The sequence below is a fragment of the Mycobacterium sp. genome (genome assembly GCF_035570115.1).
GTDB lineage: Bacteria > Actinomycetota > Actinomycetes > Mycobacteriales > Mycobacteriaceae > Mycobacterium.
Window position 1 is genome coordinate 1 of sequence record NZ_DATMLH010000130.1, and the last position, 14,416, is coordinate 14,416.

General features: G+C 63.7%; 16 protein-coding genes and 2 pseudogenes. 14 read left to right on the forward strand and 4 right to left on the reverse strand.

Going from position 1 to position 14,416, the window contains the following annotated elements; genetic code table 11:
- Nucleotides 1-305: 305 nt before the first annotated feature.
- The 4 genes from VNW74_RS12080 to VNW74_RS12095 all read left to right on the forward strand — a co-directional run bounded on the left by VNW74_RS12080 (nt 306) and on the right by VNW74_RS12095 (nt 3,392).
- A complete protein-coding gene (locus VNW74_RS12080; protein WP_325677058.1) occupies nt 306-701 on the forward strand; it encodes a tautomerase family protein in 396 nt (131 codons plus the stop codon).
- Nucleotides 702-893: 192 nt separating this feature from the next.
- Entirely contained in the window at nt 894-1,853 is a 960-nt protein-coding gene (locus VNW74_RS12085) for a nitronate monooxygenase family protein (RefSeq protein ID WP_325677060.1), read from the forward strand.
- A gap of 36 nt (nt 1,854-1,889) precedes the next feature.
- Nucleotides 1,890-2,597: a crotonase/enoyl-CoA hydratase family protein gene (locus VNW74_RS12090; protein ID WP_325677062.1), complete on the forward strand. Its 708-nt coding sequence runs from the start codon at nt 1,890-1,892 to the stop codon at nt 2,595-2,597.
- Nucleotides 2,598-2,966: 369 nt separating this feature from the next.
- On the forward strand, nt 2,967-3,392 hold the full coding sequence (locus tag VNW74_RS12095; protein WP_325677064.1) for a hypothetical protein: 426 nt from the start codon (nt 2,967-2,969) through the stop codon (nt 3,390-3,392).
- Nucleotides 3,393-3,564: 172 nt separating this feature from the next.
- Here VNW74_RS12095 and VNW74_RS12100 read toward each other — a convergent pair whose 3' ends face one another.
- Nucleotides 3,565-4,050, reverse strand: coding sequence for a pyridoxamine 5'-phosphate oxidase family protein (locus VNW74_RS12100; RefSeq protein ID WP_325677130.1), 486 nt, complete (start codon nt 4,048-4,050; stop codon nt 3,565-3,567).
- A gap of 103 nt (nt 4,051-4,153) precedes the next feature.
- On the reverse strand, nt 4,154-4,285 hold the full coding sequence (locus VNW74_RS12105; protein ID WP_325677066.1) for a hypothetical protein: 132 nt from the start codon (nt 4,283-4,285) through the stop codon (nt 4,154-4,156).
- A gap of 66 nt (nt 4,286-4,351) precedes the next feature.
- On the opposite strand from VNW74_RS12105, the gene VNW74_RS12110 reads away from it, so the two are divergent.
- The 9 genes and pseudogenes from VNW74_RS12110 to VNW74_RS12150 all read left to right on the forward strand — a co-directional run bounded on the left by VNW74_RS12110 (nt 4,352) and on the right by VNW74_RS12150 (nt 11,631).
- Nucleotides 4,352-5,869, forward strand: a complete 1,518-nt coding sequence (locus tag VNW74_RS12110) for an NAD(P)/FAD-dependent oxidoreductase (RefSeq protein ID WP_325677068.1) — start codon at nt 4,352-4,354, stop codon at nt 5,867-5,869.
- A gap of 5 nt (nt 5,870-5,874) precedes the next feature.
- Nucleotides 5,875-6,507, forward strand: a complete 633-nt coding sequence (locus VNW74_RS12115) for a helix-turn-helix domain-containing protein (RefSeq protein ID WP_325677070.1) — start codon at nt 5,875-5,877, stop codon at nt 6,505-6,507.
- 179 nt (nt 6,508-6,686) lie between these two features.
- Nucleotides 6,687-8,075, forward strand: a complete 1,389-nt coding sequence (zwf, locus tag VNW74_RS12120; protein WP_325677072.1) for a glucose-6-phosphate dehydrogenase — start codon at nt 6,687-6,689, stop codon at nt 8,073-8,075.
- Nucleotides 8,074-8,172: pseudogene (locus VNW74_RS12125) on the forward strand (excalibur calcium-binding domain-containing protein); the annotation flags it as partial. The gene zwf and the pseudogene VNW74_RS12125, both read left to right, overlap by 2 nt.
- Before the next feature lie 98 nt (nt 8,173-8,270).
- A complete protein-coding gene (locus tag VNW74_RS12130) occupies nt 8,271-8,513 on the forward strand; it encodes a hypothetical protein (protein ID WP_325677074.1) in 243 nt (80 codons plus the stop codon).
- 528 nt (nt 8,514-9,041) lie between these two features.
- Nucleotides 9,042-9,353: a DUF3303 domain-containing protein gene (locus VNW74_RS12135; RefSeq protein WP_325677076.1), complete on the forward strand. Its 312-nt coding sequence runs from the start codon at nt 9,042-9,044 to the stop codon at nt 9,351-9,353.
- An 884-nt stretch (nt 9,354-10,237) separates the two neighbouring features.
- The gene (locus tag VNW74_RS12140) at nt 10,238-10,444 is read left to right on the forward strand and encodes a hypothetical protein (protein ID WP_325677078.1); all 207 of its coding nucleotides are present in this window, start codon (nt 10,238-10,240) and stop codon (nt 10,442-10,444) included.
- A 165-nt stretch (nt 10,445-10,609) separates the two neighbouring features.
- Nucleotides 10,610-10,969 carry a DUF732 domain-containing protein gene (locus VNW74_RS12145; protein ID WP_325677080.1) on the forward strand — a complete coding sequence of 120 codons (360 nt, stop codon included), beginning with the start codon at nt 10,610-10,612 and terminating at the stop codon, nt 10,967-10,969.
- A gap of 119 nt (nt 10,970-11,088) precedes the next feature.
- Complete coding sequence (locus VNW74_RS12150) at nt 11,089-11,631, forward strand: hypothetical protein (RefSeq protein ID WP_325677082.1); 543 nt, start codon at nt 11,089-11,091, stop codon at nt 11,629-11,631.
- 546 nt (nt 11,632-12,177) lie between these two features.
- Here the strand turns inward: VNW74_RS12150 and VNW74_RS12155 are convergent.
- The gene (locus tag VNW74_RS12155; RefSeq protein WP_325677084.1) at nt 12,178-12,390 is read right to left on the reverse strand and encodes a hypothetical protein; all 213 of its coding nucleotides are present in this window, start codon (nt 12,388-12,390) and stop codon (nt 12,178-12,180) included.
- A gap of 1,520 nt (nt 12,391-13,910) precedes the next feature.
- On the opposite strand from VNW74_RS12155, the gene VNW74_RS12160 reads away from it, so the two are divergent.
- Nucleotides 13,911-14,060: a hypothetical protein gene (locus VNW74_RS12160; RefSeq protein WP_325677086.1), complete on the forward strand. Its 150-nt coding sequence runs from the start codon at nt 13,911-13,913 to the stop codon at nt 14,058-14,060.
- On the opposite strand, the pseudogene VNW74_RS31885 reads toward VNW74_RS12160, so the two are convergent.
- Nucleotides 14,057-14,131: pseudogene (locus VNW74_RS31885) on the reverse strand (DUF1508 domain-containing protein); the annotation flags it as partial. The gene VNW74_RS12160 and the pseudogene VNW74_RS31885 sit on opposite strands and share 4 nt — an antisense overlap.
- Nucleotides 14,132-14,416: the final 285 nt, after the last annotated feature.

Genomic DNA, 14,416 nt, shown 5'->3' on the forward strand with positions numbered 1-14,416 from the left:
CAAGGTGCGGCTCGAGGCCGGCCACGACACCGTCCGGAACGGGATCGTGAATGAGCCTGTCCCGCATGGATTCTGGCAAGACGCATGGCCTCGTCTTGTTCCCGTGGCGGGAGGCACCGCCGCGCTCAGCCAGGGATCAGCGCATGCTCAGGGCCGCGCCACGCAAACGTGGTTGGTTTTCTCACCCCTTCTGGGGATTTCACCGCTGAACCGGTTGACCCACGCACCCGGCCGACAAAGGCTGACTTCACCAAGCGCGTTACAGCAGAAGCGCTTTGCGATGAGCCCCAATAGAAGGATCGAGCATGGTCATCTATAACTGCACGACCGCGGAATCGACGCTGAGTGCCGAGCAAAAGTCCGAGCTGGCCAACGAGATCATTCGAATCCATTCCGCGATCAATCACGTACCCATCAAGTACATCAACGTCGTATTCAACGAGCTACCCGCCGACAGCGTTTACACCGGCGGTGTGCCCGCGAGCCCGCTTTTGGTCAGCAGCTTGTTTCGGTCGGGCCACCCGGCGTCCGAAACCACACGTCTTGTCGGTGAAATCGCCGACGCCGTCACCCGGGTAACCGGTATCCCCGGGGACCGAATAATTTCCGTCGCGCAAACCACCCCTACGCAGTTCGCCTTTGTGCACGGTCGATTCTTTCCCGACCCGAGCGAAGAAGACGCCTCAGCCGCAAACGACTGACCGGTAACACCAGCAAGAGCGGAAAGTCACGCGGCGAACATCGCTGTGCACTTCTCCGGCGCTCCATATGCCGAATTAAGCACCAGCACAACAACACCCGGCAACGACTTTATCCAAACGCTCGACCAAGCCATGGCCGCATGGTCGTGCGCTGGAACTGACTAGAAAGACAGACCCGACATGGAAACAGCGATGACCCGACTGTTCGGCATCGAGCGGCCGGTGATGCAGGGCGGCATGCACTGGGTCGGCTTCGCCGAGATGGCCGCCGCCGTCTCGAACGCGGGCGGACTCGGCATCATCACCGGACTGACCCAGCGCTCGGGCGAGAACCTGGCCAAGGAGATCGCCCGCTGTCGGGACATGACCGACAAGCCATTCGGGGTCAACCTCACATTCCTGCCGTCGGTCACGCCGCCGGACTACCCGGGGTTCATCGAGGCGATCATCAACGGCGGCGTCAAGATCGTCGAGACCGCCGGTAACAACCCCAAGCAGCATCTGCAGACCCTCAAGGACGCAGATATCGCGGTCATCCACAAATGCACCTCGGTCCGGCACGCGCTCAAGGCGCAGGAGATCGGCTGCGACGCAGTCAGCGTCGACGGTTTCGAGTGCGCCGGGCACCCCGGCGAGGACGACATCCCCAACATGATCCTGCTGCCGCTGGCCGGCAACGCGTTGAAGATCCCGTACATCGCCTCGGGCGGGATGGGTGATGCCCGCGCGCTGGTGGCGGCGCTGGCGATGGGCGCCGAGGGGATCAATATGGGGACGCGGTTCATCGCCACCCAGGAGGCGCCTGTCCACGACAACGTGAAGCAGGCGATCCTGGCTGCCACGGAGTACGACACGAGGCTGATCATGCGCTCGCTGCGCAATACCGAGCGGGTGTTGACCAACGATGGGGTCGAGCGGCTGTTGGAGAAGGAGCGAACCCTCGGCGACAAGCTGGTGTTCGAGGACATCATCACCGAGGTGGCCGGCGTCTACCCGAAGGTGATGCGCGACGGCGAAATGGACGCCGGTGCCTGGTCATGTGGTCTGGTGGCCAGCCTGATCGACGACATTCCGACCGTGCAGGAGCTGCTGGACCGGATCATGGCCGGGGCGGAGGAGATCATCCGTGGCCGGCTACAAGGGCTGCTATAAGGCAGCCGACCACGACCAACCCATCGCGGAGGCGTCATGAACACACCAGTCGACGTAGAAATCTCGGACGGAATCGCGCGGTTGACCCTGAACAGCGGCAAGGTCAACGAACTCTCGATCGAGACGTTCGCCGCGCTGAACGCCGCGCTCGACCAGGCCGCGGCCCTGGGTGCCGTGGTCATCCTCACCGGCCAACCCGGTGTGTTCTCCGCGGGTTACGACCTGCGGGTGATGAGGTCGGGACCGGAGGCCGCCGCGGATCTGGTGACCGCTGGGTCCAGCTTCTCGCGTCGGTTGCTCTCCCACCCGCACCCGGTCATCGCCGCATGTTCGGGTCACGCGATCGCGAACGGCGCGTTCATCCTGCTGTCGACCGACTACAGGCTCGGGGTCGACGGCGACTTCAAGATCGGGCTCAACGAGACCGCCATCGGGATGACCATGCACCAAGTCGGCATCGAGTTGGCCCGCGCCCGACTCACCCCGTCGGCGTTCACCAGGGCGGTCCTGAACGCGGAGATGTTCGGGCCCAGCGCCGCCGTCGCCGCCGGCTTCTTGGACCGGGTGGTCAGTGTCGACGCGCTGGCCGACACGAGCAAAGAGGTCGCCAAGGAGATGCTCGAGCTGAACCTGGTGGCGCACCGGCACACCAAGCTCAAGGCGAGGAAGCCACTGCTGGACGCGCTCGACGCGGGCATCAAGAACGACCGCGCACAGATCCTGCTGGCCAGCGAATTCCGCTGACCTGCCGGCAGACGGGAGGCTGCCGTCGGGGCGCCGGAACCCCCGCACCCGCCCGCCAACCGGGCCACACCGTCGAGGTGAAGGCGTCAGGTATGGGCTCACCGTTCGGCCGGTGGCGCCCGGAGCCAGATCTCTTGTCAGGCCATGCGTTCGATCGCCTGACGCTGCTGGTGCGACGCAGTCCTTTACGCGCCCCAGCCTGGGGCGTCCTGGCGACTCCGAGACAGAGGCAAGTGAAGTGCCAAATGGCCACGTCGCTGCAATGGCGCGGGCAGTGTCTGACAACAGCGAGACAGCGCTGCTCGGCAGTCCTAAGCTTTCGGCTAAACCACCGGCCAGACCACCACCGACAGGAACCACCCAACCTCGTTGATACTTCGCTGGGTCAAAGACGACGAGCAGTACTGCGCATATAGCGGCGACCGCACCTACATCGTCCGCCTGTTCAACGTGGGCGCATACGACGGCGACCCCACGCTGACCATCTACGACGACCGCTACCGGGCGACGTGCTGGTCTCTGACGACTCGGGTGGGGATCGCCACTCGTAACCCTGTCCGGTTGTTCAACGACCGCTCAAGCGCGTTGCTCGCGGCGCAGCTAGCGGAGGACAACGCGATGGACCACCAACGCCAGCACCCAGGCATGGATGATCCTCAAGGACGACACCGACGAGGGGTGCGCGGAGACCACACCGTCACGATCACCGGTCGGGACGGCAAGACCTACACGTACTGGAGCCGCCCACATCGTCCATCTGATCGGGGAGCACACGGGCCAGTTGCCGGTCGCTGATCGCTGATCGCTGCCAGGTCTGCGCTGCACCATCAGGCGCTGCCACCCGGGCATCTCCCCCGCGCACTCACCAGCTCGGTCGCGCGCGGACAGTACGACCGGGGCAAACCAGCCAGCACAGGCAAACGGGTTTGTGGGTGAGGCGACCGCCAACCCGACCGTCTACCGCGCGCTAACCATCGTTGACGAGGTTCGCGAGGAAATCGGGTAACCGGCCAGCGCCAAAGTCATAGAACCGCGCCCACTTCGGCTCGATCGAGATACGCACCATCTGCTTGTAGACCGATCGCACGTTGCGTTCGAATTCGGCTAGTTGGGATTCGTCCATCGTCCTTCTCGCCGCCGCGAGGTACTCATCGGTGACGCCGTCTACGGTTTCGAGTGTGGCGAGGCCACGCACCAAGAGGGCCTTGGCCTCTTCTGGCGTGGAGCCGGTGTCGATCGTCAATGCGACTTCCGGGCGGAACGAAAGCGCGCGGGCCTTCGGGGAGGTCGGTGCCGTGGAGACAACGATGCGTTCGCCGGTCCAGTAGAACCCGACAGGGATGACCCGTGGGAAGCCATCGTGTCCTTTGTAGGCGAGCCGGGCCATGGAGCCGGAGAGCAGCTTCTGGGCGTCGGGGTGGCCAAGCTCCCGAGCCAACTCTTGCGTGTTCATCACACACATCTCCTACCCGGTCGGGCCGAGCTGAACACCGGCGGACGCCCACAAACGTCAGCCCGGTTGGGGTACGCGTTGGGACGGATGGTCTCGTAGAAGCTCAACTGCCGAGCGGCGACGGCATGCGTTCGTCGGACACCAGCGCGGCCACCACTGCGATGATCCTGGGCTTCGGCCCTCCCGCGTCGGCGGCCGCGTTGCAGATGGTGGGTCCGATGAACTCGACGGCCACACTCCTTGCGCAGTAAGTACTTACTGCGTTACCGTGAGGCACACCCGCCCCGAGGAGGAGCCGCCCATGTCGAATCCAGGAACAGCCCAAGACGTGGAGATCCTGATCCTGGGGGCAGGCGTGTGCGGAATCGCCGCGGCAGTCGGGTGTATGCGGGCGGGGTTCGACGACTTCGTCATCATCGAGCGCGCGAGCGATATCGGCGGCACCTGGCACCACAACACCTACCCGGGTTGCGCCGTCGACATCCCCTCGCACGTGTACTCGTTCTCGTACGCGCCCAACCCGGACTGGACCAGACTGTTCTCGCCGGCGCACGAGGTGAAGGGCTATCTGATTGACGTCGCGCGCAGATACCGACTCGAGCCCAAGATGGCGTTGCAGACCGAGCTGCTCAATGCGACCTGGGACGAGGAACTACAGCGCTGGATCGTGACGACCGACCGCGGTGTCTACCGCGCGCGCTACTTCGTCAGCGCTGCAGGGCCGCTGCATGAGGCGATCATCCCTGACCTTCCCGGACGGGAGTCCTTCTCGGGTCAGATGTTCCATTCGTCCGCCTGGCCAGAGGATCTCGATCTACGGAACAAGCGCGTCGTCGTGCTCGGCACCGGCGCCTCGGCGGTCCAGTTCGTGCCGGCGATCCAGCCCGAGGTCGGGCATATGACCGTGCTGCAGCGGACACCGTCGTGGGTGATGCCGAAGGTGGACTGGAACATCAGCCGCGCCGAGAAGGCGCTCCTGCGCCGCCTGCCATACCTCGCCACTCTCATGCGCTGGGCCTTGTGGGCGCCGATGGACGTCTTCTTGATGCTCGCCACCCACCACCCGAAGATCGCGCGGGCTATGGGCCCGATCGGTCGTTGGCACATCGGCCGATCGATCAAGGACAAGGATCTGCGCAAGGCGCTGACACCCGGCTACACCCCGACATGCAAGCGCCTCGGGTTGTCGAACAACTACTACCAGGCATTCGCACAACCTAACGTCGAGCTCGTCACCGAACCCGCGGCGGCGGTGCGGGAACACTCGGTCGTCACCGCCGCGGGCCGCGAGATCGCCGCCGACGTAGTGATCTTCGGGACGGGATTCCACACCCTGCAGCATCATCCGATCAATTCCCGGATCGTCGGCCGCGGGCGTCGTTGCCTGGAAGAGGTCTGGAACGGCAGCCCCACCGCATTCATGGGCACCTCCGTCGCCGGATTCCCCAACGCGTTCATCATGTTCGGGCCGAATGTTGGGACACTGTCGGGCTTCGTCATGGCCGAGGCCCAGGTCGATTACCTCATCGGTGCGTTGCGGGAGATGCGCTCCCGCGGACTCAGCAGCCTCGACGTCCGGCAAAGCGAGCAGGACGCGTTCGTCGCGAAATGCGATGCGCTGCTGAGCAACTCCACATTCATCCGGGGCGGATGCTCCAGCTATTATCTCGATGACAACCATCGGCGAGCTTCGCTCAACTGGCCGGGCAGCATGGCCGGTCTGCGTCGGGAGCTCAAGAAGTTCGATCTGGCGGCCTATGCCGTCGTCCAGCGGAGCGTCGGCGAGGACGCCGGGCGACCACGCGCCGCCGTAGGCTGACCTCCGTGGCACAGACTCCCGCCAAGGCCGCCACGACCAGGCTCACCTCCGAACAGCGGCGTCAGCAGATCACCGAATCGGCGCGCACGGTGTTCATGGCGCATGGGTTGGCCGGCGCGCGCACGCGGGACATCGCGGCTCAGGCGGGCATCAACGAGGCAACGCTGTACCGCCACTTCAAATCCAAGGAAGAGCTCTACGAGGCCGCGGTTGCTGGACCGCTCGAAGAGGCCGTCGCCGCACTCGTGGCGGCATCGGGTCGGCCGCCGGCACGGTTCGACACGTCCGGTACCGCCATGAAGGAACGCACTGCCGCCTTCCTGCGTGATCTGCTGCGTGTCATGGAGGACTTCGGGCCGCTGCTCGGCGTGGCCCTGTTCGGTGAGGCGCAGGCGGCACAGACCTACTACGCGGACCGGATCGCGCCGACGCTCGCCACGGTCAGGGACGTGGTTGCGGCGAACCTGCAGTCGTGGCTGCACCGCGACTTCGACCTGGACATCGCGGTGCGCACGGCATTCGGTGCCGCCTGGTTCCATGCCACGGCGGCGCGGCTGGAGGGCAAGTCGCTCGACGTCGACAGCGTCGCCGAGCAGATCGCCGACATGATGATCGACGGGCTGATCCGCCAGCAGTAGCCGTTGTGCCGCCCTCAGGTGTGCACCCTGCCGCTGTCAGGAAAGCAGTTATTTTATGACGAGAACCCTGTCAAGCCAGCTCTAGCCGGTCGCTGATCGGACGCCATTGATCACATTCTTTATCCGGCGGATACCTGGCGACACCGTCATTGACTGTGGGAGTTCCTACTATTAGCGACATGACCACCTCAACCGCCGCCCCGGCTGATGTGCTGGTGATCTTCGGCATCACCGGAGATCTGGCGAAAAAGATGACGTTCCGGTCGCTGTACCGGCTGGAACGTCGCCGGCTGCTGGACTGCCCGATCGTCGGTGTTGGCCGCCGCGCCTGGTCAGACGAGGACCTACAGGCTCATGCGCGCGCGGCCATCCAAGACAGCGGCGAGACCCTCGAGGAAGCTGTCTTTACCCGCTTCGCCAAGCGGCTGTCGATGGTGTCGGGCAACTATGACGACGCGAAAACCTATGAGCGCCTTGGCGAAGCGATCCAGGGCCGGCACACCCCGGTGTTCTACCTGGAGATCCCGCCGTCGCTGTTTGGCCTGGTGGTCGACGGGCTGGCCGGAGCCAACCTGACCTCCGGTGCCCGGGTAGTGGTCGAAAAGCCCTTTGGCCACGACCTGGACTCGGCCCGCGCCCTGAATGACGAGCTGCGAAAGCATCTGGCCGAGTGGCAGATCTTCCGCATCGACCACTTCCTGGGCAAAGAACCCGCCATGGACATCATGTTCCTGCGGTTCGCGAACACAATCTTTGAGCCACTGTGGAATCGCGACCGGATCGCCAGTGTGCAGATCACCATGGCAGAAAACTTCGGGGTCGAGGACCGCGGTAGCTTTTACGACGCGGTCGGGGCGCTGCGCGACGTTGTGCAAAACCATCTGCTGCAGCTCATCGGGCTGTTCGCCGCCGAACCGCCCAGCGTGGCCGACGCCGACGGACTACGTGACAAACGCGTCGAGGTGTTCCGGGCCATCCCCTCCGTCGAGCCCGCCCACTATGTGCGCGGCCAATACGACGGCTACCAAACAATCAAAGGCGTGCAACCCGGCTCGCAGACCGAGACGTTCGCGGCGCTACGACTGGAGATCGACAACTGGCGCTGGGCCGGGGTGCCGTTTTTCATCCGGGCCGGCAAAGCACTGCCGGTGCGCGCCACCGAGATCCGGGTCATCTTCAAGCGGCCACCCCGACTGCCTATCACCGCGCACACACCCGACGCCAACGAGCTCATTTTGCGCATCGACCCCAAACCAGGGACCGACCTGGTAATTCAGGCAAAAGCGCCCGGCGCCAACCGCACCCGCACCGTCGACCTGTCGCTGATCTTTGCCGACGAACTCGGCGAAGCACCCGAACCCTACGAGCGACTGCTCTCCGACGCGATGAAGGGCGACTCCAGCCAATTCACCCGGCAAGACACCGTGGCCGAGACCTGGCGGATCGTCCAGCCCCTACTGGACACGCCATCACCGATCGAGTCCTACCAGCCCGACACCTGGGGCCCGCCCGGCGCCGACAAACTGCTCGCCGGCCACCCGGGCTGGCGCGAACCCTGGCTTCGCTAACAGAGCGGAGGACACGGCCCCAAGTGACCCGGCGTACCAATCCAAGCTGGACCGCGACGGCGATGGGTTCGCCTGCGAGCCCTACAAGGGCAAGTAGCCATCGAGCGCGCATTGCTGAAGCAGCAAGATAGTTGACAGCGTGTTGCCAGGTGTTAGGGCACCGCTTGCCGTAACCGCGCTGGCACACTGACCATCATGCGCATGGCCGACGCCGACGATCTGGTGGCCGTTGACGTGTTCAACGCCGCCCAGGTGACAGGTGAGCCGGTGACCATGGCGCTGATTAGGCGTGTGGTCGATGACCTACTCACTCACCCACCAGAATGCGACTGTGGACGCTGCGAGGCCGCCGCGATCGCGCGTTTCGGAGATGTCTGGAACATCGCGTCAGGTTGGCAAAGGGCGGTGGCCGCCACCGGGCGCCGCGCATCACGCTAGCGCCGAAAGCACAGATCAGAGGTCCTCTATCAGGCGCTCTCCCCGATAGACGGGACAAGCCTGGCTATGTGTAAGCGATTGGTGTGTCACTTCAGCCGACAGCCTGGTTAACGCTTGCTGTAAACCTTCTACGTCGGTGTTGGAACTTGCCGTCGCGGCGGCGGCTTCATTGCAAGCCGAAGGCCTCGACACGACGATCCCGCGGTCATTGCGGCGATAGACCTTGTCCGGTGGGAACTCTCGCTCGGTATTTGAGTCACCCGCACCCGCCCGACAGGAGTCCGTGCACCGTGTCCAGGGCACCGCAAAGGCTACAAATTCGCATAGGTGGGGCCCGGTCTGGATTCTAAAGCCGTTTTGCTTGCACCTACGACCTGTCAAAGGTCAAGTCAAGGCTGTTCTAATCGGCGCACCCCGGTCCGCTCAGCGGACCGCACTCTTGCGCGACCACACAGATCGGCTCGTAGTGGAACCTGTCTTCGAGGAGCATCTCGGGGTCTTTGTCCCTGCTGTTTGGAGGAGGTTGTCATGAAGTACGTGCTTGCGTGGACGAATCGGTCGGGTGGTTCGGCCGCGGAGAACGAGAAGGGCGCGAAGCGGGCGTTGCAGATATATCAGAAGTGGTCGCCGCCAGCGGGCGTGACGATCACGGAGTTCGTGGCCACGCTCAACGGCGAGGGCGGGTTCGCCGTGCTGGAGGCGGACGACCCGGCGCTGGTGATCGGGATCGGCGCGAGGTTTGCGCCGTACCTGACGACGCAGGTGCATCCGGTGGTGGGGATGGATGTGGCGGCGAAGGCGGGAGAGGAGGGGATCGGGTTCCGGGAGTCGGTCGGCTAGTTTCGCGCGGTAAACGCTCCTGCATGTGCCGGCGTGTTATGTCATGGCGCGATTTGGCTGCAGGCCACCACCACGACGATCTGGTCGTGGTGGTGGCACCGGCACCGCCTCCGCTGAGAGCCGGTCACCTTGACTCGGCTTCGCAGTTCCTGAACGCAATCCGCCAAGTGCGTCCATCGGTTTGGAGATGATTTGATCCGGCTAGCGAAGGGCACTGTCGCGTGCGGAAGAACAGCTCGCCACGGGCCGGATCTGGGTAGATAACCCCTGAGCAGGTAGTCGCATGCCGGTGGCGCCACCGCCGCCAACGCCCTTGCAAAGGGTCCATCTGGACTGTCCTCGTGGTGACTTGCGCGCTTCTTGATCGCTACGCTTCGTCACCATCGAAGCCGCACTGACAACTCGCCGTTGAGGCGCCGCCTTTCTTCGTCAGCGTCCGCGCCACCGCCAGACCGCCGCCGGCGACCGCGCGCCGATGCCGATGCCGAATGTCACGGTCGGGCCCGTGTCCACGTGACCGCAAGCGTTAGAAGGTCACAAATCGCACGAAAGGCCGGGTGACTCTGTTGGTTTCCGTACGGCCTGCTGGGTATCGGCTGCGTACCCGAACCCGAATGCTCGCGACTACGTGTCCACCCAAGACTCCCCCGCAATTCCGCGGGGTGGCCCCGACGGCAGCGCGAACTGCCGCCGGGGTCGCGGGGTGGCCCCGACGGCAGGGAACTGCCGCCGGGGTGCGCCAGACGGAACGGGCCGACGCATGAGCCGAATTAGTAAGGCAGACGGGAAGGCGCTGCTTGCGCAGCTCCACCACTGCTTAGCGGACTTTATCGAGGCCGCCGTCGCGGATCTCCGCGAGATAGCTGCGATTCGGAAACAAGCGCGTGAGCACGACGTGCTGGCCGCGGTCCGCCCTGCCGGCCGTCGAAAGGCTGCTCGATCTGATGGCTCGCGTCAAGCTGGCCGAGCTGACCACGCCGGAAGTCCTGGGGCTGGTAGCTGTTTTCGAAGTCGTCGACCAGCGCGAGAACGCCGGTACCGCACCGGTTCTCGCGCTGATTGCCCGCGACAGCGACGGTAGGCGGCCGTGAACCAGCCAGCCGCGTCCCTGATCACCGACGCATATCCTGGCACGCGATGTGAAGGGCTGCGGCGCAGGTGCCCGACGCCTGCGTTGTACGCGATACACGTCGGCGACGACACCGTGTATCCGGTGTGCGGTGAGCACCTGCGCGCACTCTTCCGCGAGATGCACGATGAATAGGCCCGTGGTCCTCCTGGCGGCAGTGTGGGCCGTGTGGGCGGCTGCACCGGCCGCCGCTGATCCGACCGTTCAAACCTTGGAGCCGTCGCGGCCTTCCACGCCGGCGCTGGACGAACAGTTTCTCGCCGACCTCGCGCGCGCCGGGATAGGGGTTACCGACGTGCCTAGAGCCGTTTTCGGCGCCCATGACACCTGTGCATTTCTCGCCGCTGGGCACGATGCTGAGCAGGCCGTCGAGAAGGGCATGGCGAACAATGCTTCGATGACCAGAGCCGACGAGATCGCCTATATCGACGCTGTGATCGAGGTCTACTGCCCTCGTTATCCCGGTATAACTGGCACGCTGACCTAGCTGTCCTCGCAACCCGACTGCTGCCGGGCCGTAACTAGGCGTACGGGAACCACTTCGACCTAGTCCACGTCTGAATAGTTACTCGGGCCGCCCTGTCTCTCTCGGGGGCGGCCTGATCCATGCACGATAAGTACGTCAGTTCTGCCGGAGGATCTGGCAGGCTTCCAGTCATGGAACTTGACGAAACGCGGTGGCGCGAGATCCAAGCACTTGCGTCTTTCCAGGGCACATCGGCGCCGAAGGCGGTCGTCGTCGCTGTGAATTCCATCATCGACAAATCGCTTAGGGCAGCGGCATGGTCGTCGATGAACACCACGGGATCGACAACGGCGTGGAGCTGCTGGGTTGTCACCGAACGCTCTGTCGGCCATGTCCTAATCAAGTACAAGAAGGCTGAATATGACGAACGTGAGGAGCGCCAGAAGGAGCTCACCCCGTCAAGCTGGTCCGTATGGGTCAGGCCGCTTGCTGACGTCATCGGGCTTCGATACGGGGCCTTCTACGCGGTCGAAAGCAACCCGACTGTGTTTGATCCGGCCGAACCCATCAAAGTCATCTTCAGTGATGGCGCAGTTAACATTCCAGCCGGTCCCATTCCGATCGACCAACGCGCAGAAGTAGGCCGCATCACTAGCGCACTCCGCGAGTTCGTGAACTTCTGAGGCTGATCTACACCGTCATCCCGGCCATGTAGCCGGTCATGCACCCTCGGGGCCGACGTGGGCGTACAGCAGCAACTCGTCCGGTTCGGCGCGATGCACGTAGACGACTGCGGGTGGTCCAGCTAGTCGGGCGAATGTGCCGGCCGTGTTGGCGTCCGTCGTCCACGCCGGCCCGAACCGGCCGCCCAGTCCACAACCCCGGGTACAGGGTGATGGGCTGCTCGGTGTCAGCCCTTTTTTTCAGCGGGGAAGTGACGCGGAACCTGCTGCGCGTCGTTGAGGTAGCCGCCGAGACGGCCGGCGTCGGGGGTGTCGCCGTGCATACGCTGCGGCACTCGGTCGCCGTGGCTGGCTGGAAAGCGGCGTGCACATCAAGGCCGTGGCTGACCTGCTGGGGCACAGCTCCATTAGCATCACGGGCGACATTTACGGCCACACTACCGACGCGGCGGCGCGCGGCGCTGTGGACGGATGGAGCAGCGCGCTCGGGCTTCAGGCCGCTGCTACTTTTTCCACTTGAGCGCCGCAGCGCGTTGAGCGGATCAGTCATTGTTGGTCGTGGCGGCGGAGTTCGGCGTGGTAGTCCACCAGCGCGGCAAGTAGCGCGCGGGCCTGCGCCAGGGAGCCCAGATTGTGCCCTGGACCGGTTGACGGGTAGAGAAACACATCGCCACCGGATGCGGTGGCGCTGTCGATTGCGCCCTGTAGATCAGCGATCAGCAGGACCAGCGCCGCACGCGCCCCCGCGTCATTGGTCATTGGGTTCACCCCTCGGGCTCGGTGATCCGTCGCGCTACCTGTTGCGCTACAAACCGCATTGGGTAGCAGTTCCGATGCTTACAAGCCGCGTTGACCTGCGGTTTCTCAGTCGGGCTGACAGGCTTTGAACCTGCGACCACTTGACCCTCAGTCAAACGAAGCCTGTTCGCACGTGTGTGTGGGTGACCAGTTACCGCAGGTCAAACCGTTTCGTGAACACAGGTGAACGCCCGCATACCCCCCGAAATAGGCCGGGTTGCGGTACCGGTTGCTGTACGGCCACTGATCTACTGCCCGCGGTACGTGCGGTTGACAGGCAGGCTGTCCTAGCTGTACCCGCAACCCGATAATCCCCGTCATCCGTTTGGGTGGCGGGCCGAAATCGGTCATAGGGGAAGAAGTTACGCCAGCCATCCGACTGGGTCCAGATAAGCACCCGCCTCGAGGAGTCCGGCGCCAGCCACAGGTGGGTGATGTAGTCCGGAACCGGCGGCGGCTCGAGCGGCAGCGGGTCATCGAACTGCAACACTGAGAAGATACTGAATGGCAGAGCGGTCCCGTGCAGCGGTATGAACAGGTGACTGTTTAGCGCCTTGAACCCGTCTTACCCACCTGATCGGTGTTCCGGCCCCAACCCCCGATGGAGATAACCAAGCCGGGAACCGCACGACAGGGCCTCACGTCCAACACTGGTGTGGATGACGAAGAACGCCAAGCCCTGCGGCCCGAGGGACGGGAACCCGACGATCCCGCGGTCGTCGCGGCGATAGACCCTGTCCGATGGGAACTCTCGCTCAGTTACTTAAGTCGGTGCACCCGCCCGACGGGAGCCCGTGCACCGTGTCCAGGGCACCGGGTGGACGGCATAATGGCAGATCAAGCAAAGTCCCCGCTGGCTCGATAACGCCATAGAGTAAGCAAACTCCAAGGTTAGTAAGCAAATCTATAGAGTTCGATCTGTGATCGTGTCGTGTTTCAATTGTGCTTCTTGACCAGCATTGTTACCGGAGTGACTTGAGTGTCTGAAGCACTCGGTGCTTGAGCGGAGTTTGAGGAGTTATCCCCTTGTCCCAGAACATGTTTACGAATTTGAATGCTCGCGGACCACTGACCCGAGCGACGCTGGGTATGGCGCTCGCGCTGGCCGCAATTGGCGCAATTGGGTTTGGCACCGGGATCGCTGGGGCTGCTCCGCAGCAACCTTTCCTTGTCGACGATCCCGTGCCCATTCCCGCCCCTGTCGGGACGATCTTCGACAAGCTCGGTCCTCTGTTGAATTCCTTGTTTCCTGGCAGCGGTTCCAGTACACGCCCCCTGTCTCCCGGCCACCCGCACACAGCGTTGCCGAGGCAGACTCCTGCGGTGCCGTACTCGCCCGGCGCCGTACTGCCCGATCCAGCGTCGTTCTAGGCCCGCGGGGTCTCCGTAGAGCGACGAAACGGGACCGCGCCATTCAACGGACACCCGCGACTGTTCGCAGTGACTTGCGCACACCGGCGCCATTATTAGGCTTCGGCGCCATGCGCGATCTTGACACCATCGACTCCGAACTGCGCTTCTTGGGCGCAGTACGCTGGTCAATCCGCGAGCTTGGTGGCGAGCTGTCGAGTCGTCAGGTTGACCCACTGCTCGACGAACGCAGCGAGCTGGCCGAAAGTCAACCGGGCTAGCCGGTTTGGTCGACCACCGTCGCACCGGGTGCGTGTGTCTTGATCGCCTCAATGCCCTTCTCGGCGCTGGCCTTCGTCTCGCAACTGCACTAAATCTTCAGTGATCAAGAGCATCTGTTTTGCAGGCGTTTTAACGGCAGCCGCGTGTATATGACGAGCCCGCCCGTGTTTTAGGTGTCATCATTTATCCCGTGATGTTTGATGTTTGATGTTTGATGTTTGAGCTCGCGAGATCGCGAGATCGCTTGTGTTGTTACGGATTCGAGTGCTCGAAATCCGACGTACGGCTTCACATGTGAAGCCCAAGATCCAGTTGGCGAAAACTCGCCCAAGCCGCAGACTCGTCCGGATGGTCG